Origin of the sequence: Janthinobacterium sp. PSPC3-1, from assembly GCF_049896105.1 — a bacterium.
In the GTDB taxonomy this organism is placed as follows: Bacteria; Pseudomonadota; Gammaproteobacteria; order Burkholderiales; family Burkholderiaceae_D; genus Janthinobacterium.
Window position 1 is genome coordinate 160,387 of the sequence record NZ_JAFCTQ010000011.1, and the last position, 24,490, is coordinate 184,876.

Below are 24,490 nucleotides of genomic sequence, written 5' to 3' on the forward strand. Positions count from 1 at the left end.
GGTGAACTCCTGAAGGGAAAGATCTGAGCAGTTAGACCTCGGCAATTCCAGAGCGTTCCCACATGTTTCGATGACAGCGCCAAAAAATAAGTTCAAAATACTTTTGTATTTCCCGGGACCGCCCTCGTTGAGGGAGGGTACATGCAATCAAGCATGCCAATTCCCAGGGAGTACAGAATGCACACAGCACCGCACACCACGGCAACATCCACCCCGGCCGCACGGGGCCGCATCCTCGCCTACCAGCCGGGCGGCCAAGGTTCCGTCAGCGTCGCCGGCGTGCAATATCCGTTCGACGTCGCCAGCCACTGGCGCTCCGACACGGCGCCCGCCATCAATGCCGCGGTCGACGTGCGTTTCACTGAGGCTGGCGCGGTCGACAGCCTGACACTCGTCAGCACGCAGCAGATCACCCAGGAAGACATGGCCGCCGCCGCCAAGCTGGCGCGCGAAAAAGGCCAGCAGGTGTGGGGCAATGCCGTCGCCACCCTGGGCGTCAAGGCGCTGGGCGCGGTCGGTGTGCTGGTGGCCGGCGCCTTTGTCTTCAACACCATCAATATCCGGCTGTTCGCCGCCGTCTCGCGCTCCTACTGGCAGCTGCTGGGCCTGTCCGCCGACAGCCTGGAAGGCTTTGCCCGCGGCGGTGGCGGTGGTTTTACCTCGGCCCAATTCTTTTTCCTGCTGGCGATCGCCGCCTGCTTTGCCACCATGGCCAGCAGCCACCCGAAAGCGGCGCTGGGCAAGTGCGCGCCGCTGCTGTTTATCGTCGTCCACACCGGCATGCTGTACATCAAGATCAAGGGCGCCATCAGCGAGGCGGGCGACGCCATGAGCGGCATTGCCGGTGCACGCGCCGCCAGCATGGCGCAGCAGATGGCCAGCGAAATGCTGGGCCAGGTGTGGCAGGGGATGTCGTTCGGCATCGGCTTTTACCTGGTGCTGGCATCGAGCATCGTGCTGGCGGCCTATGGCTACGGCGAGTTCAAACGCAAAAGCATCGTCTGACCCACTCTTCTCTTACTCCACTTTTACAAGGAACCACATCATGAAACGCACCCTGCCCGCCCTGTTCGCCATCGCCCTGATCCTGTCCGCCTGCGGCAAGAAAGAAACCGATACCGCCACGCCCGATGCCTCGGCTCCGGTCGCCACCAGCACCGCCGACCTGGCCGCCAAGGCACAAGTAAAAGCGGCGGCCGCCAGCCTGCCGCAAGCCGACCCGGCCACACCAAGCGCCAGCTATGTCGACATCACCAGCGGCAACCAGCTGATGTACAGCTATATCGCCCTGTCCGGCGTGCCGCCCGACTACGCCGCCGTGGCGCAGCGCATCTCGCGTGAATACACGAGCACCGACGACGCCTTCCGCAAGCAGGAAGTGCTCGACGCCATCAAGCCGCAGATCGACGCCAAGGTCAACGAAGCGAAGACCCGCCGCTACCTGCGCTACCAGATCAACGGCCAGGGCGCGCTGTCGCCCTACGCGATGGACAAGGGCGCCTTCCCCGCCAAGTTCGCCGAGGCCGGCACCTATTACTACATGTACGACAATGGCGACTACAAGCTGGGCTTCAGCAATGGCGATGGCTACAGCATGCTCAAGGTGGACCAGGAAGCGGCGCGCAAGATCGAAGCGGCGCGCAGCAGCTACAAGAATTTCGCCATCGTCGTGTATGCCTACGCCCAGGAAGCGGACATGTCGGCGCGCCAGGTCAAGGCACAGATCGTCAAGGTGGCGATCAAGCTGAACGGCGAAGAAATTCCCGTCAGCCCCGCCATGTAAAAGCACGCTCGGTTACACTGTTCGCCACACTCAAGGAGACGCGGGAAATGGGCGAACAAACGGGCAAACACACACTGGCCGAACAGCAACTGAGCAAGGGCCGCCAACTGCACCAGCAAGGCAAGCTGATCGAGGCGATCAATGCCTACCAGGCGGCGTATAAAGCACAGCCGGCGCTGGCCGAAGCCCAGCATTTCCAGGGCCTGGCGATGCTGGAACTGGGCCAGCCGGCGATGGGGCTGGGGCTGCTGAAACTGTCGCTCAAGCAGCAGCCCGATAACGCCCTGTTCCACCACAACCTGGGTAATGTGATGCGCGGCAACGACAACGACGCGGCGCTCGCCAGCTACGCCCAGGCCGCCCGGCTGGCGCCACAGGAACACGATTATGCGATTGTCCACGCGGAGCTGCTGCTGGCCAAACAGCGCCTGCCGGAGACGATAGCGGAACTGGAACGGGCACGCGCCCTGCGCCCGGAACGCTGGCAAACCCTGCAGGGCTTGGCCGAGCTGTACTACCGCACGGGGCAGCGCGCACTGGCTTTGGTGCGCTACGAACAGGCGCTGGCGCTGCACCCGGCGCTGGCGCAGGTGTGCAAGGTCGGCTTTGCCAGCCCGAATCCGGAGCAGCCCGAGCGCCTGACCGAACTGGAGGTGGCCGACGATTTGCGCGACTTTGTGCGTGAAACCGACCTGCATATCATCGACGACTTCCTGCCCGACCCCGCCGCCTGGCGCGCCCAGGCGTTGGCCCTGCCGTTCGAACAGCAGCGCTATGCGGGGCAGAATTATCCGGGCAGCCAGACCGACGGCCAGCCCTGCCAGGCCATCATGGAGCGCATCGCCACCGCGCTGGGGCGCGAGATCCGCTTCATTTCACCGGACAACGGCTCGTACCGCCTCAGCTATGCCGACGCGATGGCGCGCACCGACATCCATGTCGACAATGAAACGGGCAGCAATTTCAATTTTTATGCGGGCGTGCTGTACTTGAATCCGCCCGAGCAGTGCCAGGGCGGCACTACCTTCTGGCGCCACCAGCCCAGCGACTGGTACCGCAGATTGCCCGAAGCCCAGGTGAAGGCGGGCGGCTACGCCAGCTTCAAGGATTTCCAGAAGCGCTGGCTGCCGAACAGCAAAGTGCAAAAATTCAATGACTTGCAGGAAGGGCGCGACAGCTGGCAGGCCCTGCTGGAAGTACCGATGCGCCACAACCGGCTGATCATGTACAAGGGCCATTATTTTCACTCGCTCAGCAATGTCTTTGGCGACACGCCAGAGAATGGCAGATTGGTGCAGCTGTTCTTTTTTGAGGTGCCCGACTAATACATATCCTTGGCCGCCGCCAGCACCGCATTGAGCAGCATGTCGGCCCCCGGCGACAGCAGATGGTCGCGCTGGCGGATGATGCCGAAGGCGTCCATCTTGCACGGCAGGTCGATCGGCAGAATGCTCAGCACGTTCAGCGACTGGTAGTAGTGCGCCACCTCGGTCGGCATCACGTGCAGCGAATCGGTTTGCTGCAGCAGCGAGGTAATCAGGAGCAAGGCGGTGGTGTCGACCGTGTTGACGGGCGGCTCCAGGCCGGCGCGGCGGAACATCATGTCGCAGCGGTGGCGCAGGATGCTGCCTTGCGGCGGCAGGATCCACGGATGGGTCGAGATATCCTTCAACTGCAAATTCTTGCGCGCCATCAGCGGATGGCCGTTGCGCGCCACCACGCTGGCCGGCTCTTCCGTCAATTCCTCGTACACAAGGCCGGAGCTGCCCTCCTTTTCCAGGATGCGCCCGATCATGAAATCGAGCTTGCCATGCTGCAGCATGTCCATCAGGGTATTGCTGTGCTCCACATGCACGCCGATGCGCATCAAGGGCGCCTGCTGCTTGATGCGGGCGATCGCGCGCGGCAGCAGGGCCATGGCCGGCGTCATGATGATGCCCACTTCGACCTGGCCTGTCAGGCCCGACTTCAGGGCGACGATATCGTCATGCGCCAGCGACAGGCTGGTCAGCGCCATGCGCGCGTGGCGTATCATGGTCTCGCCGAAGATGGTCGGCTCCATGCCGCGCGGCAAGCGGTCGAACAGACGCACGTCGAGCATCTCTTCCAGGTCCTTGATTTGCTTGGACGCGGCCGGTTGGGTCATGTGCAATTCTTCGGCCGCGCGATGGATATTGCGCTGCTCGTCAAGGGCGATCAGGAGCAGCAATTGCCGCGTCTTCAGGCGGGCTCGCAAGAACCAGTTGGGGTTGAGAGTATCCATGAATAAATCATATCATGATCGATATCGGAAATTATTCGATATCGATATTATAGATATCGCTATAGCTCCGGTACGGTCAAAAAAAAGCCACCGGCGGTGATGCCGATGGCCATATGTAAATCAGCTGCGGTCAGACGGTTTTCTTCTGTCCCATCGCCATCAAACGCTGCACCACGCAAAACACGAACAGCAGGCCGCCGATGACGATCTTGGTCCACCACGAGCTGAGCGTGCCGTCGAAGGCGATCAGGGTCTGGATGGTGCCCAGCACCAGCACGCCGGACAAGGCGCCGGCCACATAGCCGTAGCCGCCGCTGAGCAGGGTGCCGCCGATGACGACGGCGGCGATCGCGTCCAGTTCCGTGCCCTGCGCATGCAAGCCGTAGCCGGACAGCATGTAGAAGGAAAACAGCACGCCGCCGAGCGAGGCGCAAAAGCCGCTGAAGGCATAGATCAGCACCTTGGTGCGGCCCACTGGCAAGCCCATCATCAGCGCCGACTGCTCATTGCCGCCGATCGCATACACGGCGCGGCCGAACGGCGTGGCGTGCGCCAGCCACACGGCCACCAGCAGAGTGATCACGGCGATCACCACGCCGGGCGAGACAAAGCCGCCGAGGAACTGCAACTGCGTCTGCGACATGGCCACGTACAGCGGGTCGTCGATGGTGATCGAATTGATGCTGATCAGGTAGCACAGCCCGCGTGCCAGGAACATGCCGGCCAGGGTGACGATGAATGGCTGCAGCTTGAAGTAGTGGATAAAGGCGCCCATGCTGGCGCCAAACACGCAGCCCAGCGCCAGCACGGTGGCGATCACCAGCAGCGGCGGCCAGTGCGCCACCTGCAGCAGCCAGGCGGCGATCATGGTCGACAGCGCCAGCACCGAGCCCACCGACAGGTCGATGCCGCCCGAGACGATGACGAAGGTCATGCCGACGGCGATCACCAGCAGAAAGGCGTTATCGATCAGCAGGTTGAAAATCACTTGCGTCGACAGCAGGCCCGGATACAGGGCGCCGCCCAGGCCCAGCATCACCACCAGCAACAGCACGGTGACGAGCGAGGTGAAATAAGGGGTATGCAGCAAGCCCTTCATGCTTTCCTCCGTTGCAGCAATTGCTTGAATTCCGACGATTGCGACATGCAGACGAGGAACACGACCACCGATTTGACCACCATGTTCACTTCCGGCGGCACGCCCAGCGAATAGATGGTGTAGGTGAGGGTCTGGATGATCAGCGCGCCGATCATGCTGCCCACCAGGCTGAACTTGCCGCCGGCCAGGGAGGTGCCGCCCAGCGTCACCGCCAGGATGGCGTCCAGCTCCAGCATCAGGCCGGCGTTATTGGCGTCGGCGCTCTTGATATTGGAGCTGATCATCAGGCCCGACAATCCCGCGCAGGCGGCGCAGAACACGTAGACAAAAAAGATCAGGGTGGCGGTCCTGATGCCGGCCAGGCGCGCGGCCACCGGATTGATGCCGACCGCCTGGATAAACAGGCCCAGCGCGGTCTTTTTCATCAGCAAGGCGGTCATGATGAACACCGCCGCCACCAGGTACAGGGAAAACGGCAGACCGAACAGATAGCCGCTGCCGATAAAGAAGAACGGTTGGTAGTAGACGGTGACGATCTGGCCGTCCGTCAGCAGCTGGGCCAGGCCGCGCCCGGCCACCATCAGGATCAGGGTGGCGACAATCGGCTGCAGGCCCAGGCCGGCGACGAGCACGCCATTCCAGGCGCCGCACAGCAAGGCTGCGCCCAGGGCCGCGGCCAGCGCCCAGCCCATCGGCATATTGCTGACGTAGGTCGGCACGCCGTTGTCCATCACCATGGTGCCGCCGATCAGCATGGCGGCCACGGTGCCCGACAGGGCCACCACGGCGCCGACGGAAATGTCGATGCCGCGCGTGGCGATCACCAGCGTCATGCCCAGCGCCGCCAGCATCAGGGGCGCGGCGCGGTTGATAATGTCGATCACGCTGCCGTACAGATGGCCGTCGCGCACTTCGAGGTGGAAAAAGCCGGGGATGGTGAAAAAGGCCACCAGCAGCAGCAGGACCAGCGCGCCCACCGGGCGGCCGAGCGGATGCGTCAGGACGTTATGCAAAGGGGAACCATCCGTGGTGGAGGCCGGACGCGCGGCGCCGGCCGGTGTGGAGATGCTCATGCGGTTTCTCCCGCAGCGTGGGTGTCGCCGGCGATCACTTGCAGCACCGTGGTGTCGTCGAGTTCGCCACGCGCATATTCGCCGCAGGCTTTGCGGTCGCGCATGACAACGATGCGGTCGCTGCAGCGCAGCACCTCGGGCAGCTCGGACGAGATGAACAGGATCGCCATGCCTTTGCGGCACAGCTTGGTGACATACGTCATGATTTCCTGCTTGGCGCGCACATCGATGCCGCGCGTCGGTTCGTCCAGGATCAGCATTTTTGGATTGGTCACCAGCCAGCGCGCCAGCAGCGCTTTTTGCTGGTTGCCGCCCGACAGGCTGCCGATCGGCGTCTCGATGCTGGCCGTCTTGATGCCCAGCGCCTTCACGTATTCATCGGCCAGCGCCTGCTGGCGCTTGAACGGGATCGCACGCAGCAAGCCCGTGCGTGCCTGCAAGGCCAGGATAATGTTTTCGCGCACCGACAGCGACAGAATGGCGCCCTCGTGCTTGCGGTCTTCCGAGCAGAAGCCGATGTCGGCGCCGATGGCGTCGCGCGGCACGGCAAAGTGCTTCTCCTTGCCATTGATGCGGATGCTGCCCGTATCGGCCTTGTCGGCGCCAAACAGCAGCCGCGCCAGTTCGGTGCGGCCCGAGCCCAGCAAGCCGGCCAGGCCCAGCAGTTCGCCCTGGCGGATACGAAAATCCATCGGCGCCAGCGCACCCTTGCGGCCCAGGCCCTGCGCTTCGACCACATTCGGGCCAAAGGTGGCGGCGCCATCGTGCAGCGGTTCGTCGGCCAGCGCCTGCGTATCGGCCGCCACGCCGATCATCTTGTTGACCAGCGCCAGGCGCGACAGTTCGCTACACGGGTATTCGCCTTCACGCTCGCCGTTGCGCATCACCGTGATGCGGTCGGAAATGGCATAGGTCTGCTCGAGGAAATGGGTGACGAACAGGATGGCCATGCCCTGCTCGCGCAAGCGGCGCAGCACGGAAAACAGCAGGTTGACTTCCGCCTCGTCGAGGCTGGAGGTCGGTTCGTCGAGGATCAGCACGCGCGCCGAAATATTCAGGGCGCGCGAAATGGCCACCATCTGCTGGATCGCCAGCGGATAAGCAGATAGTTGTGCCGTGACATCGATATCGATCTGCAATTGCTGCAGCAAGGCACGCGCCTGCTGCTGCATGGAACGCCAGTCTATCGGGCCAAAGCGCGCTCCGAAGCGGCGCGGATAGCGGCCGATAAAGATGTTTTCAGCCACCGACAGGTTCGGGCACAGATTGACTTCCTGATACACGGTGCTGATGCCCAGCGCCTGGGCGTCCGAGGTCGAGGCCGGCGCGATGGGTTGGCCATCCAGCATGATTTCTCCGCTGTCGGGCGTGTAGACGCCCGTCAGCACCTTGATCAGGGTCGACTTCCCGGCGCCGTTCTGCCCCATCAAGGTATGCACTTCGCCCGGATACAGGCGCAGTGCGACATTGCTGAGGGCTTTGACGCCGGGAAATGACTTGCTGATGCCGCGCAGTTCCAGCAACGGCACTGGCGCGGCGTCATGATTCACTTGCGTAGTCATCGGCAAGCTTAGTATTTACGGTTAGGAAATTCCTTGGCGGCCACTTCGGCGGGGAACACGCCTTCCACCGTCGTGATGCGTTTCGGCACCGGTTTGCCGGCCACCACATCGCGCGCGATCGACATCAGTTGCGGGCCCAGCAGCGGGCTGCACTCGACAGTCACGTTCAGCTTGCCGGCGATCATCGCTTCGAACGCGCCTTTGACGCCATCGATCGAAATAATGATGATGTCCTTGCCCGGTTTCATGCCCGCTTCTTCGATGGCCTGGATGGCGCCGATCGCCATGTCGTCATTGTGCGCGTACAGCACGTTGATCTTCTTGCCTTCGGCCTTCAGGAACGCTTCCATCACTTCCTTGCCCTTGGCGCGCGTAAAGTCGCCCGTTTGCGAACGGATGATCTTCATGTTCGGATTCTTGCCGATCACTTCCGCAAAGCCCGCCTTGCGGTCGATGGCCGGCGCCGAACCGACCGTGCCTTGCAATTCGACGATGTTCAGTTGCGCGTCCGGGGTTTTCTTGGCGTGCTCGAGCAGCCACTGGCCGGCGCGGCGGCCTTCTTCCACGAAGTCCGAACCGATAAAGGTGACATACAGCGATTTGTCGGTGACATTGACGGCGCGGTCGGTCAGGATGACGGGAATCTTGGCGGCCTTGGCTTCACGCAGCACGGTATCCCAGCCCGATTCGACGACCGGCGAAAACGCGATCACGTCGACTTTCTGGGCAATGAACGAGCGCAGAGCCTTGACCTGGTTTTCCTGTTTTTGCTGGGCATCGGCAAATTTCAGGGTGACGCCATCTTTCTTGGCCGCATCCTTGATCGACACGGTATTGGCGGTACGCCATTCGCTTTCGGCGCCCACTTGCGAGAAACCCATCACCAGCGGCTTGGCGGCAAAGGCGGACGTCGTGCTGGACAGGGCAAGCAGGATGGCGCTGGCGAGCAGTGTGCGGCGTGTCAATTTCATTGTAGTCTCCATTATTATCGGAATACCAACACAGCGGGATGCCGGCTGGGCGTTTTTTTATGAACCCATGGTAGGAGAAAGCAACATAGCCATCCAATCAATTCTTTTTCGCTTGTGATATCGATTTATATATCGGTATCGAAAATACAAAGTCCTGTCCGGGGTAAACGAAAAAAAGCTCCTGCGGCGCGAGGCCGGCAGGAGCGAACGTTTGCTGCGGGGGATTAAAAAAGAACTTACACCCAGCCGGCGTCGACGATGAATTCCTGCGACGAGCACATCGCGCCATCGTCGGCGGCCAGGAACAGCACCATGGCCGAGATATCCTGCGGCATCAATTTACTGGGCAAGCACTGGCTTTTCCTGATTTCCAGCTCGGCCGCGTCGTCGACCCACAGGTCGATCTGGCGCTGCGTCATGACCCAGCCGGGGGTGACGGTATTGACGCGGATATGGTGCGCGCCATAGTCGCGCGCGAGTCCCCGCGTCAGGCCCACCACGGCCGCCTTGGTGGTGGCATAGACGGGATAGCCGCCCGACTTCATGTGCCAGGAAATCGAGCTGACATTGATGATGGAGCCGCCGCCCCGGCGCTTCATGCCTTCGAACACGGCCTGGCAGGTAAAGAACATCGGGCGCTGGTTGATCGCGATGCGTTCGTTCCAGTATTCCAGGGTGACGTCCTCGGCCTGGTGGCGCTGGTCGTTGGCGGCATTGTTGACCAGCACGTCGAAGTCGCCGATCTCGGCCACAAAGCCGGCCATCACGGCCTGCAAGGCGGGAATGTCCGTGATGTCGCAGTGGCGAAACAGCGGCGCGGGCAAACCAGCCTCTGCCAGGCGGCGGCACAGGGCCTCGCTGGCATCACGGGCGATATCGACAAACGCCACCTGCGCACCCTGGGCGGCAAACTCCTCCACCATCGATTCGCCGATGCCGCTGCCGCCACCCGTAATGAATACGCGCTTGCCGCGCAGGCTGTCATACCTTGCCAACTGCTTCATCTGTTCTCCACTGTTTTACCGATTGACGCTTATTCTTTGCCCAATACACCGTCTTTACGGCGCCAGATGCCCAGCGGATTGCCGTCACGCAGCGATTCCGGCAGCAGGTCCTGCAGCAGGTTCTGGTACGACACCGGACGCAGGAAGCGGTTGATCGCGGCCGTGCCGACCGAGGTGCTGCGGCCGTCCGAGGTGGCCGGGAACGGGCCGCCGTGCACCATCGCGGTCGACACTTCCACGCCGGTCGGGAAACCGTTGGCCAGGATGCGGCCCACGCGACGTTCCAGCGCCGGCAGCAGACGGCGTGCGTCTTCCAGGTCGCCCTGGTCCATTTGCAGGGTGGCCGTCAGCTGGCCTTCCAAGCTTTCCGTGATCTCGACCAGTTGCGCGATATCGCGGCAGGCCACCAGCAGCGAGACGGGGCCGAACACTTCGTCGCGCAGGTCGTGCTTGGCCAAAAACGCCTCGCCCGAAGTGACGAACAGGGCGGCGGCGCCCTTGCCTTCTTCGCCCGCGTTCTGCACCAGCGGTTTCACGTCGGCATGCTGCGCCAGGGCTTCCACGCCCTTCACGTAACTGCTGGCGATGCCGGCCGTCAGCATGGTGGCGGCTGGCGCTGGCGCCAGCGCTTCGGCGGCGGCGGCGGCAAAAGCCGTGAATTCAGGACCTTCCAGACCCAGCACCAGGCCGGGATTGGTGCAGAACTGGCCCACGCCCATCGTCAGCGAACCGGCAAAACCGGCGGCGATCGCGGCGCCACGGGCGACCAGCGCCTGCGGCAGCACGAACACCGGGTTGATGCTGCTCATTTCTGCGTAGACAGGAATCGGTTGCGGACGGCTGGCCGCCACTTTCATCAGCGCCAGGCCACCCACGCGCGAACCCGTGAAACCGACGGCCTGGATGGCGGGATGGGCCACCAGGTCCTGGCCGAGATCGTTGCCGATGCCGGTCAGCAGGGAGAATACGCCGGCTGGCAGCTTGGCGATCTCGACCGCCTTGACGATGGCGCGCGCCACCAGTTCCGAGGTGCCAGGGTGGGCCGGGTGGGCTTTGAGCACTACCGGGCAACCGGCGGCCAGGGCCGAGGCGGTATCGCCGCCGGCGACCGAAAAGGCCAGCGGGAAGTTGCTGGCGCCGAATACGGCCACCGGACCCAGGCCGATCATGCGCAGGCGCAGGTCAGGGCGTGGCGGGGTGCGTTCCGGCAAGGCGGTATCGAGGCGGGCGTCGGTCCAGGAACCTTCGCGCAGCAGGCCGGCGAACAGTTTCAGCTGGCCCACGGTACGGCCACGCTCGCCTTCCAGGCGCACGCGCGGCAGGCCGCTTTCGGTCATGGCGCGCACGATCAGGTCGTCGCCGATGGCCAGGATCTGTTCGGCGATGGTGTCGAGGAAGTCGGCGCGCTCGGCGTCGCTGGTGGCGCGATAGGTGTCGAAGGCGGCTTCGGCCAGGCGGCAGGCTTCATCGATCTGGGCCGCGTCGACGGTCTGGAACGACGGCGCGACATGCGCGCGCGCGGCCGGGTCCCATGCTTCGAAGGACGCGCCGTTGGCTTTGACGGCGACGCCGCCGATCAGGGCTTCGCCCGTGATATTGAAACTCATAATGTGCTCACTTTCGCAAATTCGGTAGGGAAGATGTCGAGGCGGTTCGACAGCGCAGGGCCAAAGGCCGGTGCCTCGACTTCAAACGTTTCGCCCGGCGCAACACTGACGCCATCGGCAAAGCTCAAGGTGGCCGTGCCGAAGAAGTGTACATGCACATCGCCTGGGCGTTTGAACAGCGGATATTTGAAATGGTGGTGTTCCAGGTTGGCGATCGTGTGCGACATATTGGTTTCGCCGCTGACAAAGGCCTTTTCCCAGCGCACCTTGCCGGATGCATCGAGCACGCGCGAGGTGCCATCGATATGCTCGGGCAACTCACCGACCAGCAAGGCCGGGCCGACGCTGCACATGCGCAGTTTCGAGTGGGCCAGGTACAGATAATTCTGGCGTTCGGTCACATGATCCGAAAATTCATTGCCGATGGCGTAGCCGACGCGATACGGCTGGCCGTCGTCGCCGATCACGTACAGGCCGGCAATTTCCGGCTCTTCGCCGCCGTCCAGCGCAAAGTCGGGCATGCCCAGCGGCTGGCCGCTGGCGCGCACGATCGAGCCGTCGCCCTTGTAGAACCATTCGGGCTGGGCGCCGGCGGTGCCGTCGGCAGGCTTGCCGCCTTCCACGCCCAGGCGGAACATCTTCATCGAGTCGCTCAAGGACTCGGCGTCGCCGCCGATTTTCTTGTGCATGGCGTCACGCGCACCGGCGCTGCCCAAATGGGTCAGGCCCGTGCCCGTCACGTAGCAGTGGGCTTCGTCAGCGTGATCGAGCGGCGGCAAGACGCGGCCAGCCGCGGCAACTTCCGCATAGGAATGCGTGATGCTGCCAACGCTGGCATTGACCAGTTCGGCGATGCCGGTCTTTTGGGCAATCGCTGCGCGCGCCAGCGCATAGGTCGTGTCGTAGCCGTCGATAACGTTGATCACGTCATCTTGCAGCAGGCCAACCTGGCGGCCACCGTTTTCGTTCTTGAATTGAATCAGCAACATGTCAGTTCTCTCGCTTAGTGTGAATGGCGTGGCACGGCGGAACCGCGCGGGCCGACCAGGAAGTCGAAGTCGCAGCCTTCATCGGCCTGCAGCACGTGTTCGATATACAGCTGCTGGTAGCCGGTCTTCGGCCCCGGCGCGCTGCCGCGCACGCGCACGGCCTGGCGCGCCGCCATTTCTTCGTCCGTGATGTCCAGGTTCAGCAGGCCACCGGCGCAGTCCAGGGTGATCCAGTCGCCGTCCTGCACGATGCCCAGCGGGCCGCCGGCCATCGCTTCGGGCGCCACGTGCAAGACCACGGTACCGTAGGCGGTACCGCTCATGCGCGCGTCCGAAATACGCACCATGTCCTTCACGCCGGCTGCCAGCAGCTTCGGTGGCAAGCCCATATTGCCCACTTCGGCCATGCCCGGATAGCCTTTCGGGCCGCAGTTCTTCATCACCAGCACCGAGTCCTTGTCCACTTCCAGGTCTGGGTCCATGATGCGCGCCTTGTAGTGCTCGAAGTCTTCGAACACCACGGCCTTGCCACGGTGCTGCATCAGCGCCGGCGTGGCGGCCGACGGTTTGAGCACGGCGCCGCGTGGCGCCAGGTTGCCGCGCAGAATGCAGATGCCGCCGTCTTTCAGCAATGGATTGTCCAGGGTGCGCACCACTTCGTCGTCGTAGATCGGCGCGTCCTTGCAGTTTTCCCACAGCGACTTGCCGTTGACGGTCAGCGCGTCCGGGTTGGGCAGCAGATTGCCGTCGCCCATGCGGCGTATCACGGCCGGCAAGCCGCCCGCGTAATAAAACTCTTCCATCAGGAAACGGCCCGATGGCAGCAGGTCGACGATGGTCGGCATGCCACGGCCCACGCGGGTCCAGTCTTCCAGTTCCAGGTCGACACCGATACGGCCGGCAATCGCTTTCAAATGGATCACGGCATTGGTCGAGCCGCCGATGGCGGCGTTGACGCGAATGGCGTTTTCAAAGTTTTCCTTGGTCAGGATTTTCGACAGTTTCAGGTCTTCATTGACCATCTCGACGATGCGGATGCCCGACATATGCGCCAGCACGTAGCGGCGCGCATCGACGGCGGGAATGGCCGCATTGTGCGGCAGCGAGGTGCCCAAGGACTCCGCCATGCAGGCCATGGTCGAGGCCGTACCCATGGTGTTGCAGGTACCGGCCGAGCGCGAGTGGCCCGCTTCGGCCGCGAGGAATTCGTGCATGGAAATTTCGCCGCCCTTGACCTGCTCGTGCAACTGCCACACGGCCGTGCCGGAACCGATGTTCTTGCCGTTCAGTTTGCCGTTCAGCATCGGGCCGCCAGTCACCACGATGGTCGGGATATCGACGGAAGCCGCCCCCATCAGCAGCGCGGGCGTCGTCTTGTCGCAGCCGACCAGCAGCACCACGCCGTCCATCGGATTGCCGCGGATCGACTCTTCGACGTCGATTGACGCCAGGTTACGCGTCAGCATGGCGGTCGGGCGCAGATTCGATTCGCCGTTCGAGAACACGGGGAATTCGACCGGAAAACCGCCCGCCTCCAGGATGCCGCGCTTGACGTGCTCGGCCAGCTTGCGGAAGTGCGCATTGCATGGCGTCAGTTCGGACCAGGTATTGCAGATGCCGATAATCGGTTTGCCCTGGAATTCATGGTCAGGAATGCCCTGGTTTTTCATCCAGCTTCGATACATGAAACCGTTCTTGTCCTGGGAACCGAACCACTCGGCCGAGCGCAGGGTTACCTTCTTTTTTGTGTCAGACATGCCATTCTCCTGTGTGTGCCATGCCCGACAATCCAGCGCCCCGGGCAGCGATGTGGCGATACTAAAGAAAGGCGCCATGCCTTTCCAATCAATTTTTATAGCGTTTCGATACCGAAATGAATATCGACAGTGGCAACAATCACGCCCTGCAAGCAGGGCGTGACAGCAGGGATGGGAATGGGGGCTTACTCCGCTGAAAAGCGGTAGACCGTGGCGGAGCGGTATTCCTGGCCCGGCCGCAGGATGCAGCTGGGGAAGTGCGGGTGGTTGGGGCTATCGGGAAAATGCTGGGTTTCCAGGCAAAAAGCGCTGCGCTGGCCGTGGGCGCGGCCCTTGCCCGGCTGGCTGCCGTCGAGGAAGTTTCCCGAGTAAAACTGCACACCCGGCTCTTCTGTATACACCTGCATCACGCGCCCCGACTGCGGCTCGCGGACAAGTGCCGCCAGGTTCAATGCCTGCCCTGCCTGTTTATTGAGCACGAAGTTGTGGTCATAGCCGCGCCCGATGCCGATCTGTGGGTGATCAAAGGCAATCCCGGCGCCGATCGCGGTCGGCGTGCGCAGGTCGAACGGCGTGCCGGCCACATCGGCCAGTTCGCCGGTGGGTATCGAACCGGCGTCCACCGGCGTGTAGCGGTCCGCATGGATGACGATCTCGTGCGCCAGCATATCGCCCTGCCCCGCCAGGTTGAAATAGCTGTGGTTGGTGAGATTGACGGGCGTGGCCTGGTCGGTCACGGCGTGATAGCGCAGGCTCAAGGCATTGTCATTGTTCAGCTCATACACCAGCGTGACATCGAGCTTGCCCGGATAACCATCTTCGCCATCGGGGCTGCTGCGCGTAAAGCTAATGCCCACCGCATCGTCCGTTTTAAACGGCGCCGCCTGCCACAACACCTGGTGAAAACCTTGTTCGCCGCCATGCAAATGATTCGGCGCATTGTTGATCGCCAGCTGATAACTCTTGCCATCGAGGCTGAACTGCCCCTTGGCAATCCGGTTGCCAAAGCGCCCGATTACCGCCCCCAGGAAGGCCGAGTTGGCCAGATACGGTTCGATATGGTCAAAACCCAGCACCACATCGGCCAGCACGCCGTTGCGATCCGGCACATGGACTTCGCTGATGATGGCGCCGAAGTCCAGCACCTTGACTTGCATGCCGTGGCGGTTGGCGAGCGTATGGGCGGTCACGGGAGAGCCATCGGGCAGGTTGCCGAAAGGCGCGGAGGTCACGGAAAGAACAGCAGCGTCAGTGTGCATGGAGGTGTCGTCTCGGTATGTTTTTTATCGGTCGATCAAGCGCATGCCATATAGAAAGTCGTGCGCGTGCCTGCGTTGATCTTAGGGGGTCAACGAAAGCCGCGCCAATCATTTTTTGCAGCGCTTCGATACCGGTTTGGATATGCTCGCCTGCAATGCCGCAAGCCAGGCGCTGCGCGACATTGCAAAAGCACAAGCAGCCAGCACAGCTTTAGGCGCACTGAGGCTGGCGCAACAACTGCCATTCAAGCAAAAAACAGGAAGGAAACTTGGTGCGGCTGGCGGGGATCGAACCCACGACCCTTGGCTTCGGAGGCTCGTTAGACGACTACGAAAACTGGCTTATTTTACTGTAACTCCTTGAATTAACATCATATTCCCACCTGCAGAATTAGGCAAGCAAAGGAAAGGTTGGGAAGAAAATCGGGGATAATTTTTCCCAAGATTTTTCCCAAGCTCCTCACTAACATGAAGTTGAATACCCAGGAGGACGAGCAGCGGCTAGCCCCTCCTCCGTTGCCCCACTAGAATTACAATCAGTTCAATATCCTACACGGCCTGAAGATAAACGTCAGTTTCGCCCCATTGCGGACCTTGAGCAATTTATGCGTTAGCGCCCATAGCAGGCGCCCGTACGTAAGGCAGAAGCAGAAAGCGTGAGTATGGCATCGGTTGCGCGCTCAAGCGTGGCATACACGTCGACTTTATCCAGTTTGGCCAACCACAGCAGAGCGCCCACTATGCCGAGAGTTACAACAGTACGGTGCGCTACGACTTGTTGGCCCAGCACCAGTTTGAAACGCTCGATGAGATTCAAGATTTTGCAACCTGCTGCCTATGAGCTTACAATCACGACCAACCCAACACGGCACTTGGCTGCATCATGCCAAAACAGAAGCTTGCCTTGGCCGCTCAACCTCTACTTTTAGCTCGCTCTAAAGATGGAGGGGATTACCCGGGCAGACCATTTTTGACCATCGCTTGCACAGACAGCCAAGTAGGCAATACCCTAACTTGGCTGCCATGTGTTTACGACTGTCACCAACAATCACATCCTTGTAGAAAATAGGCAAGATGTTACATATGCAAGATGTCCCATGAATGCAGTAGAGATTGAAGCAGCCATATCTGAACTGGCCTTCCAACCCTTCAATGTGTTGGAGTTTCCGTTTGCGTTTCTCGCAGCTTTCGGTAATAAAGATACCGCACTCAAACGTCTACGGACAGGTAACAACAACGCATCAGATGTGCCAGGCGGCGTGCTTCAGCGGAACAATATCCATATTGCGGTATGCGAAGCTGGCAAGGTAAATGAAACCCTTAACGCATTGCGCGCAAGTCCGGCCACCATTAAGGCAAAAGCGAAGTTTATTCTCGCAACCGACGGACAAACTCTTGAGGCAGAAGACCTGATTGGCGGTGAAACGAGAGCCTGCAACTATTTAGACTTCCCCAACCATTTCGGTTTCTTTCTTCCGTTGGCTGGCATCTCTGTCATCAAAGAGATCCAGGACAATCCAATCGATGTGCGCGCTACAGGTAGGCTAAACAAGTTGTACGTCGAGTTGTTGAGTGAGAACCCTGACTGGGCCACCAACGAGCGTCGCCACGACATGAATCATTTCATGGCGCGTCTGATTTTTTGCTTTTTTGCTGAAGACACTGAAATTTTCAACGGAAAGGGCCTGTTTACCCAGACTGTTGAACAATACAGCGAGCGCGATGGTTCAAATACCCATGAAGTCGTGTCCGAAATTTTTCGCGCCATGAATATCAAATCAGTTGAACGTGCCAACGCTCAATCCAGGTTGCCAAATTGGGTCAATGGTTTCCCATACGTGAATGGCGGATTGTTCTCTGGCAGTACTGAAGTTCCACGCTTTACACGTATGGCGCGTACATACTTTGTTCATGCCGGCAATTTGAACTGGCAACAAATCAATCCCGATATATTCGGTAGTATGATTCAGGCTGTGGCCGATGATGAAGAGCGCAGCGCGTTGGGTATGCACTACACAAGCGTACCAAACATTCTTAAAGTGCTGAATCCGTTGTTTCTCGATGAGCTGCGCGCGCAGTTGGAAGAAGCTGGTCAGAACGAGCGCAAGCTTTTGAACATGCGCAAACGCATGGCGCGCATCCGCGTGTTTGATCCGGCCTGCGGCTCGGGCAATTTCCTCGTCATTGCCTATAAACAGATGCGCGAAATAGAATTTGAAATCAACCGCCGTCGGAAAGAGGAAAATCTCGGTAGTGAGATACCGTTGACCAATTTTAGAGGCATCGAACTGCGCGACTTTCCTGCCGAAATTGCACGTCTAGCCCTCATTATTGCTGAGTTCCAATGCGATGTGCTATATCGCGGCCAGAAGGATGCGTTGGAGGAATTTTTGCCGCTCGATGCGCAAAATTGGATTGTCTGCGGGAACGCACTACGGCTGGATTGGTTGAGCATCTGTCCGCCGACTGGAACGGGAGTAAAAGTGCTGGCCGATGATTTATTCGGCACGCCGCTTAATCAGGTGGAAATCGACTTCGAGAACGAAGGCGGAGAAACTTATATTTGCGGGAATCCACCCTACGTCGGTAGCTCGAAGCAGTCAAAGGAGCAAAAAGATGATATTCAACGTCTCCTTGAACTCCACGGCGTGAAATATAAAAATCTCGATTATATTTCTGGTTGGTTTTGGTTAGCGTCAATATATTGCAAAGAAAATCGCGGAGGCGCAGCTTTTGTAACTACAAATTCGATTTGCCAAGGCGAACAGGTTTATTTACTTTGGCCTGCATTGTTATCCAATGGTGTTGAAATATTTTTTGCACAATCGTCATTTAAGTGGAGTAATCTAGCGACAAAGAATGCTGGCGTCACATGCGTGGTTGTAGGAATTAGAAAAATCCAGCCTGGCCGAAAATTCTTATTTTTTGAAGGCAACAAAAGAGAGGTTGGAAGAATAAATCCATATCTTCTCGATTTTGACGACATCTTCATTCCAAGGCATAGCGAATCGATATCTGGCTTGCCACGCATGTTGAAGGGGAATCAACCCACCGATGGGGGACATCTAATTCTTTCACCTTCGGAAAAAGAGCAGTTGCGACAATGCAATCCAGAGGCAGCCGGTTTCCTACGTAAATTGTATGGTTCAAAGGAGCTGATTGATGGTGTTGACAGATACTGTATCTGGATTGAGGATGATCAACTGAATCTAGCGCGTACGATACCACGAATTTTGCAACGATTGGAAGGCGTGACGCAAGCTCGTCTTCAAAGTCCTGCTGAATCAACGCGTAAGCGTGCATATGACTCACATCGTTTCATCCAAATCCAGGGCTATGGGAAAAGAGCTATTGTCGTTCCTGAGGTTTCATCTGAAAAACGGGAATACATACCTTGTGGTTTGATCTCACAGGACAGTATTGCCACCAATAAGCTCTTTACTATTTATGAGGCAGATATTTATGTCCTTGCTTTATGTTCTTCAAAGCTCCAGAGGGTGTGGGCCGAAACTGTTTGTGGAAAGCTTGAGGAACGGATTAGCTATTCCAATGTTCTTGGATATAACACGTTCCCGGTTCCGCTACTCACTGAGCAGAACAAGATCGATTTGACGGCCTGTGCCGAGGACATCCTATTTGCTCGTGAGGCACATTTCCCTGCAACTATTGCCGATTTGTATGATCCGGAAAAGATGCCGGAGAACCTGCGGCGTGCTCACGAGTACAACGACGAAGTGCTGGAACGTATCTACATCGGTCGTCGCTTCAAGAACGACACTGAGCGGCTGGAGAAGCTATTTGAGATGTACTCAAAAATGACGGCGGTGCCGGCCAATGCCAAGTCCATAGCGAAAGTGACAAGGAGAAAGAAAACGTGAGTGAGAAAACCAGCAATCCGACCAACACTTATACAATTCCGTCGGTGTCTATCACCACAGCTCGGTCCGGGGCGTCCAGTAAAGCCAACGTGCTGGGCATGCGCGCCATGCAGGAGCGTGCCTATGCTAAGCGCGGCGAGCAGTATCTGTTAATCAAATCACCACCGGCATCGGGTAAATCCCGCGCACTAATGTTCATCGCGCTGGACAAACTTAACAACCAAGGATTGCAGCAGGCCATCATCGTGGTGCCGGAGCGTTCCATTGGAGGCAGCTTTACCGATGAGCCTCTAAGTCAGCAGGGCTTCTATTGGGATTGGCAAGTGGCGCCTCAATGGAATCTGTGCAATGCCCCTGGCGTAGACGAGCCACGTGTGGCGAAATCTAAGGTGGAAACAGTGCGTAAGTTTCTTGAGAGCGACGACAAGGTGCTGGTCTGCACTCATGCCACCTTCCGCTTTGCGGTGGAAGAGTTGGGTATCCAAGCCTTCGACAACCGCCTGATTGCCATTGACGAGTTCCATCACGTCTCCAGTAACCCGGACAATAAGCTGGGTAGCCAGTTGGGCTCATTCATGGTCCGCGATAAGGTGCATCTGGTGGCAATGACCGGATCTTACTTTCGTGGCGACAGCGAAGCGGTGTTGGGTCCGGCGGATGAGGCCAGATTCGAGACGATTACTTACACTTACTACGAGCAGCTCAACGGCTATCGTTGGCTAAAGTCGCTGGACATCGGCTATTTTTTTTACACAGGCCCTTACGTTAATGCCATTGCAAAGGTGTTGGACCCTGCGCTGAAAACCATCGTCCATATTCCCAATGTGAATGCCCGTGAAAGCCTCAAAAACAAGGAACGCGAGGTGAACGAAATTATGCACGGCTTGGGCGAATGGAAGGGCGTTGATCCGGCCACGGGCTTTCATCTGGTACTAGCTCATGACGGTCGTACCCTGAAAGTTGCAGACTTGGTGGATGACAGCGATGCTGCAAAGCGCTCCAAAGTGCTCAGCGCATTGAAAGACCCGGCGCAGAAGGACAACCGCGACAGCGTGGACGTCATCATTGCACTGGGCATGGCGAAAGAAGGATTTGACTGGATCTGGTGCGAACATGCACTGACGATTGGCTACCGGAGCAGCTTGACCGAAATCGTGCAGATCATTGGCCGCGCCACCCGTGATGCTGATGGCAAGGAAAGAGCGCGCTTCACTAACCTGATCGCCGAGCCTGCGGCCGAGCAATCCGCAGTGGCCGAAGCCGTTAACGACATGCTCAAAGCCATTTCCGCCAGCCTGCTGATGGAACAGGTACTTGCCCCGCGCTATGAGTTCACCCCAAAAAACGCTGGCCCGAAGGATGGCTTCGATTACGGCGACGATGGCTATAAAGAGGGCGGGCACAATATAGGTGTAAATCAGGAAACAGGCCAGTATCATGTGGAGATTAATGGGCTGATAACCCCGCAAACCCCGGAGGCTACACGCATCTGCAAGGAGGATTTGAACGAAGTCGTTACAAGTTTTCTGCAAGAAAAAACTGTGCTTGAGCGCGGCCTGTTCGACAAGGAAAACACCCTGCCCGAAGAACTTACCCAGCTACGCATGGGGAAGATCGTGCGTGAGCGTTATCCGGACTTGAGCGACGTTGACCAAGAGGCCATCCGACAACACGCCGTCGCCGCCATGAACATCACCCAACAGGCCAAACTGGCGTTGGCGCATGCAGATGCCAGCGGTAGCGGCACAGCGCAAGGCAATACGGCGCTGCTGGATGGGGTGCGCAAATTCGTCAATGTTCGTGACCTGGACATTGACTTGATCGACCGCATTAACCCCTTCGATGCTGCATATGCGGTGCTGGCAAAGGCGATGGATGAGAAATCGCTGCGCCAGGTGCAGGCCAGCATTGCTGCCAAGAAGGTAAGCATTCCTGAAGATGAAGCCCGTGAGCTGGCCAAACGCGCCTTGCAATTCAAGAACGAGCGCGGCCGCCTGCCAAACATAAACTCTGCCGATGCATGGGAAAAGCGCATGGCCGAAGGCGTAGCGGCTCTTGCTCGTTACCGTGCGCAGGCCAAGGCAGCGCAGGTGCACGGGGAGTCTAGAAATGGCTGATATGAACGATGACGAACTGCTGGACGCGCTGGGGGTAGAAGTCACCCAACTCAAGACCTCGGGCCGTACCCCGCGCGAGGAACGCATCATTGCGGGTTTTGAGGACATTCTGCATTTCCATCATGCAACTGGACGTGCCCCGCTACATGGCGAGGACCGCGACATCTTCGAGCGCCTATATGCCGTTCGTCTGGATCAGCTACGCAAGTTGCCCGAGGCACAAACTGTGCTGGCTGGATTGGATCGCCCCGGTTTGCTTTCTGGTCCGGGCACGACCCTGGTTAATGTGGATGACCTGGACGAAGACGCGTTACTGGCTGAATTGGGGATTGATAATGAACCTGCTGGTCAGGGCGATATCTCCGTCCTGCGTCACGTGAGGTCCTACGTCGAAATCAAGGCAGCGGAAGAAATTGCAGACCGCACGCAATGTGTGGATTTCGATTACTTCAAGCCTTTTTTCGAGGAAGCTCAAGCGGGTCTCAAGGCGGGCGCCTGGATGACCAAGCCCTTCGTCAAGAACGCCAGTATTGAGGTGAGGGATTTCTTCATCATTGGTGGTCAAACAGCTTACGTGGCCGAAATGTACGAGGAAAATAAGACAAAAGATGGACGCGACAACCCGCGACTGCGAGTCATTTTTGACAACCAAACCGAGAGCAACTTGTTGCTACGTTCACTCTCACGTTCGCTCTACCCTGACGGAAACACCTCTGTAGGCCGCCGCCTTATCCGCAAGGATGATGGTCCGCTGTTTGGTAGCGCCTCAGAGCCAGACGACATAGAGGTCGGAACAATATACGTGTTGCGTAGCCTGTCAAGCCATCCATTCGTTGCCGAGCATCGTGAGCTGATACACAAGATTGGAGTAACCGGCGGCAGAGTTGAGACTCGCATAGCAGGCGCGGAGAAAGATGCCACCTATCTCTTAGCCGAAGTGGAGATAATTGCCACATACAAGCTGCACAACGTCAACCGTACGAGATTGGAAAACATCTTTCACCGTTTGTTTGGCGCAGCACAACTCGACTTGACCATCGAAGACCGCTTTGGACACTCGGTTAAACCGAGGGAGTGGTTCTTGGTGCCGCTACATGTGATTGATACGGCAGTTCAACATATTCGTGATGGGTCGATTAGCGAAATGCTCTACGACCCAAAGACAGCCCAGTTAGTCGTCCAGGCATAGCAAGAGAAGGAGAATAAAATGGACTCCTGTTGGAAACGTGTCCACAATCTGTGGAATCAGTCACATTAGTTTTTTTCTCGAAGACATACGTAGGTCAATTTACCACGAATTTCCGGCAATCGCGGTAGACAATTTGTCCACTTTTACTCACGATACTCGGTTACATGAACGTTAAGTGCGGGGGAAAAGTAGCGCCCCGCCCTTCCCCCCCCCCCCGCGAGAATGTTTTTCTATAACTGTAGTAAATCAATGAAGATCAAAAAGACCTTCATTGACCGCTGCGCAAAAACCGGTATCGCGTAAAGCATTATTTCTGATTTGACAGAAAATGCGCTGGCTGGCTTAACTTGGGTGGATTAGGGGATGGCCGGAGCCCCAGCTGAGTGCTAGTAGTGACCAATGCAGCGAAAAATGAAAATGCCGGTGGTGTGCCGGTATTTTTCCAATTTTAATGCTAAATTGACATTAACTCTGGGCGAGCTTTTCTGCCAACTCATCGAACTTAGTATAACCTTCTGCCAAAACTTTGGTCCAGCGAGCCCGCGGCCCAGGATTAGCGTTCCACGGTCCAGTCCACTGGAACAGCAGCTCAATGCCGCCCTCACGTTGATCAATCCGGCGAACGTCGGCGATGTCCAAACCAGGCCTACACAGAATCAAACGCAGCCCCATAACGAACATACGATTAGTACAGAACTGCTGCAAAACCAAAGTAGTACCGTCTTTCAAAGCACGCTTGGTAATAACCTTCATTTTTACTCCTCGTTAGGAGCAGGCGAATTGCCTACCTTCTTCGCGTGAAGTTCATAGCTTTCTCCGTAAAATCATTGGTTATAGTTCGGGGGGCAACTACTTCGATAATACACTATTTCTCAGTAGCAATAAATTGCTAGTAAAGTGAGACGTGTTTCAAGAGCTTTTTATCTCGGTGCTGGACTAGAAAATTCTGTATTTGTAGCTCGTTCTCGTCACGGTTTCACTTAAAAATACGGCCGGGTCGTGACACTTCAACCAGCTCGGCACCTCTCCAAGCAGAGTTAAGCCGCTTGCGTGGGGTTCCGAGAAACATAGTTGCGAACCCGCGAATGTGCCCGATAATGAACGAGGAAGCGCGCACTGCGCGCTTGAACGATAGCATCGCCAGTCAAATAAAGAGGGGCCAAGCGTCGCTCAATAAAGGTTACTCCGTAAGCCATCGCAGTAGACTGTCAAGCTACAGATGATAGCATTTCAACATCTAGGTGCGGGGGGAGAAGCATAGGGCGCCCCCCCTCCCCCCGCGAGAATGTTTATCTATTTCCTGTCTGCAAATTCTAACGCCGTAGCTCGCGGCAGCATATTCCTCTACAAGTATATGCAAAAATAAGCTGCTGCAAAAATTCTCCGCTATTTTTAAATTCTGCCGTTATCTCAAGCCCTTTTTACAAACATTCAAAGTTCAGTAGGGTTCATTCTTTTCCTATCCCGGGGATATTTGCGAAGCAAATGCCCTCGGAACGCTCTTAGACAGGTGCCGTCCACGATCTCGACACGAGCCACTTGGTCCGCAAATGCTCGCACCCGAAGGGGCGCGTAGGCCACACGGCCGGAGTGCTGTGGTCTAATTTGCTCGGACACCTCGATAGGTGGAAAATACACCACCTGAGGAGTTGAACATGACAACAAGAAAACGAAGAATATTCGATGCCAGCCTGAAGCTGGAAGTAGTGCGCATGATCAAGGAACAGGGTCAGAGCGTCCAGAACGTCAGCGAGACCATGAGCATCGGCCAGACGGCGATCCGGCGCTGGTTGACCCAATACAGTGCTGAACAGAACGGCCAGCCTGGCATCGGGAAGCCGCTCACCGCCGAGCAACAAAGGATCCGGCAATTGGAGCAGGAAAATCAGCAACTGCGTCAGGACGTTACTATCTTAAAAAAGGCATCGGCCTTCTTTGC

At 58.2% G+C, this 24,490-nt stretch carries 19 protein-coding genes; 8 read left to right on the plus strand and 11 right to left on the minus strand.

The genetic code is table 11. The features are described 5' to 3' along the window. The first annotated feature begins 177 nt into the window (after window positions 1-177). Genes ACP7B7_RS14290 through ACP7B7_RS14300 form a run of 3 tightly spaced genes read left to right on the plus strand, consistent with a single transcriptional unit; the run spans window position 178 to window position 3,108 of the window. Window positions 178-1,005, plus strand: coding sequence for a hypothetical protein (locus ACP7B7_RS14290; RefSeq protein WP_308923384.1), 828 nt, complete (start codon window positions 178-180; stop codon window positions 1,003-1,005). A gap of 40 nt (window positions 1,006-1,045) precedes the next feature. Then, window positions 1,046-1,783, plus strand: a complete 738-nt coding sequence (locus ACP7B7_RS14295) for a hypothetical protein (protein WP_308923383.1) — start codon at window positions 1,046-1,048, stop codon at window positions 1,781-1,783. A gap of 47 nt (window positions 1,784-1,830) precedes the next feature. Beyond that, window positions 1,831-3,108, plus strand: a complete 1,278-nt coding sequence (locus ACP7B7_RS14300; protein WP_426077072.1) for a DUF6445 family protein — start codon at window positions 1,831-1,833, stop codon at window positions 3,106-3,108. Here ACP7B7_RS14300 and ACP7B7_RS14305 read toward each other — a convergent pair. From ACP7B7_RS14305 to ACP7B7_RS14350, 10 genes are all read right to left on the minus strand, one after another. Continuing rightward, window positions 3,105-4,046: a LysR family transcriptional regulator gene (locus ACP7B7_RS14305; RefSeq protein ID WP_308923381.1), complete on the minus strand. Its 942-nt coding sequence runs from the start codon at window positions 4,044-4,046 to the stop codon at window positions 3,105-3,107. The genes ACP7B7_RS14300 and ACP7B7_RS14305 overlap by 4 nt on opposite strands. Window positions 4,047-4,176: 130 nt before the next feature. Continuing rightward, complete coding sequence (gene yjfF, locus ACP7B7_RS14310) at window positions 4,177-5,145, minus strand: galactofuranose ABC transporter, permease protein YjfF (RefSeq protein WP_308923380.1); 969 nt, start codon at window positions 5,143-5,145, stop codon at window positions 4,177-4,179. Then, on the minus strand, window positions 5,142-6,218 hold the full coding sequence (locus tag ACP7B7_RS14315) for an ABC transporter permease (RefSeq protein WP_308923379.1): 1,077 nt from the start codon (window positions 6,216-6,218) through the stop codon (window positions 5,142-5,144). Before ACP7B7_RS14315 ends, yjfF begins: the two co-directional genes overlap by 4 nt. Next, the gene (locus ACP7B7_RS14320; RefSeq protein ID WP_308923378.1) at window positions 6,215-7,780 is read right to left on the minus strand and encodes a sugar ABC transporter ATP-binding protein; all 1,566 of its coding nucleotides are present in this window, start codon (window positions 7,778-7,780) and stop codon (window positions 6,215-6,217) included. The genes ACP7B7_RS14315 and ACP7B7_RS14320 overlap by 4 nt, the downstream gene beginning before the upstream one ends. Window positions 7,781-7,788: 8 nt before the next feature. Continuing rightward, entirely contained in the window at window positions 7,789-8,751 is a 963-nt protein-coding gene (locus ACP7B7_RS14325) for an ABC transporter substrate-binding protein (protein ID WP_308923377.1), read from the minus strand. A gap of 236 nt (window positions 8,752-8,987) precedes the next feature. Beyond that, window positions 8,988-9,755 (minus strand): SDR family NAD(P)-dependent oxidoreductase, encoded by a 768-nt coding sequence (locus ACP7B7_RS14330; protein WP_308923376.1) that lies wholly within the window; start codon window positions 9,753-9,755, stop codon window positions 8,988-8,990. Between the two features lie 29 nt (window positions 9,756-9,784). Beyond that, complete coding sequence (locus ACP7B7_RS14335) at window positions 9,785-11,362, minus strand: aldehyde dehydrogenase (NADP(+)) (RefSeq protein ID WP_308923375.1); 1,578 nt, start codon at window positions 11,360-11,362, stop codon at window positions 9,785-9,787. Next, window positions 11,359-12,351, minus strand: coding sequence for an AraD1 family protein (gene araD1, locus ACP7B7_RS14340; protein ID WP_426077073.1), 993 nt, complete (start codon window positions 12,349-12,351; stop codon window positions 11,359-11,361). Before araD1 ends, ACP7B7_RS14335 begins: the two co-directional genes overlap by 4 nt. Window positions 12,352-12,365: 14 nt before the next feature. Then, window positions 12,366-14,108 carry an IlvD/Edd family dehydratase gene (locus ACP7B7_RS14345; protein ID WP_426077074.1) on the minus strand — a complete coding sequence of 581 codons (1,743 nt, stop codon included), beginning with the start codon at window positions 14,106-14,108 and terminating at the stop codon, window positions 12,366-12,368. 185 nt (window positions 14,109-14,293) lie between these two features. Further along, window positions 14,294-15,367, minus strand: a complete 1,074-nt coding sequence (locus tag ACP7B7_RS14350; RefSeq protein ID WP_308923372.1) for an aldose epimerase family protein — start codon at window positions 15,365-15,367, stop codon at window positions 14,294-14,296. 706 nt (window positions 15,368-16,073) lie between these two features. Between ACP7B7_RS14350 and ACP7B7_RS14355 the strand changes: the two genes are divergently transcribed. The 4 genes from ACP7B7_RS14355 to ACP7B7_RS14370 all read left to right on the plus strand — a co-directional run bounded on the left by ACP7B7_RS14355 (window position 16,074) and on the right by ACP7B7_RS14370 (window position 22,551). Beyond that, a complete protein-coding gene (locus ACP7B7_RS14355) occupies window positions 16,074-16,208 on the plus strand; it encodes a hypothetical protein (protein WP_426077082.1) in 135 nt (44 codons plus the stop codon). 256 nt (window positions 16,209-16,464) lie between these two features. Then, window positions 16,465-19,245: a class I SAM-dependent DNA methyltransferase gene (locus ACP7B7_RS14360; protein WP_426077075.1), complete on the plus strand. Its 2,781-nt coding sequence runs from the start codon at window positions 16,465-16,467 to the stop codon at window positions 19,243-19,245. After that, complete coding sequence (locus tag ACP7B7_RS14365; protein WP_426077076.1) at window positions 19,242-21,362, plus strand: DEAD/DEAH box helicase; 2,121 nt, start codon at window positions 19,242-19,244, stop codon at window positions 21,360-21,362. The genes ACP7B7_RS14360 and ACP7B7_RS14365 overlap by 4 nt, the downstream gene beginning before the upstream one ends. Further along, complete coding sequence (locus ACP7B7_RS14370; RefSeq protein ID WP_426077077.1) at window positions 21,355-22,551, plus strand: GIY-YIG nuclease family protein; 1,197 nt, start codon at window positions 21,355-21,357, stop codon at window positions 22,549-22,551. Before ACP7B7_RS14365 ends, ACP7B7_RS14370 begins: the two co-directional genes overlap by 8 nt. A gap of 465 nt (window positions 22,552-23,016) precedes the next feature. Here the strand turns inward: ACP7B7_RS14370 and ACP7B7_RS14375 are convergent, their stop codons facing one another. After that, window positions 23,017-23,304, minus strand: coding sequence for a hypothetical protein (locus ACP7B7_RS14375; protein WP_426077078.1), 288 nt, complete (start codon window positions 23,302-23,304; stop codon window positions 23,017-23,019). 902 nt (window positions 23,305-24,206) lie between these two features. Here ACP7B7_RS14375 and ACP7B7_RS14380 point away from each other — a divergent pair. Next, the coding region (locus ACP7B7_RS14380) for a transposase (protein ID WP_426077079.1) at window positions 24,207-24,490 on the plus strand (284 nt) is incomplete at its 3' end.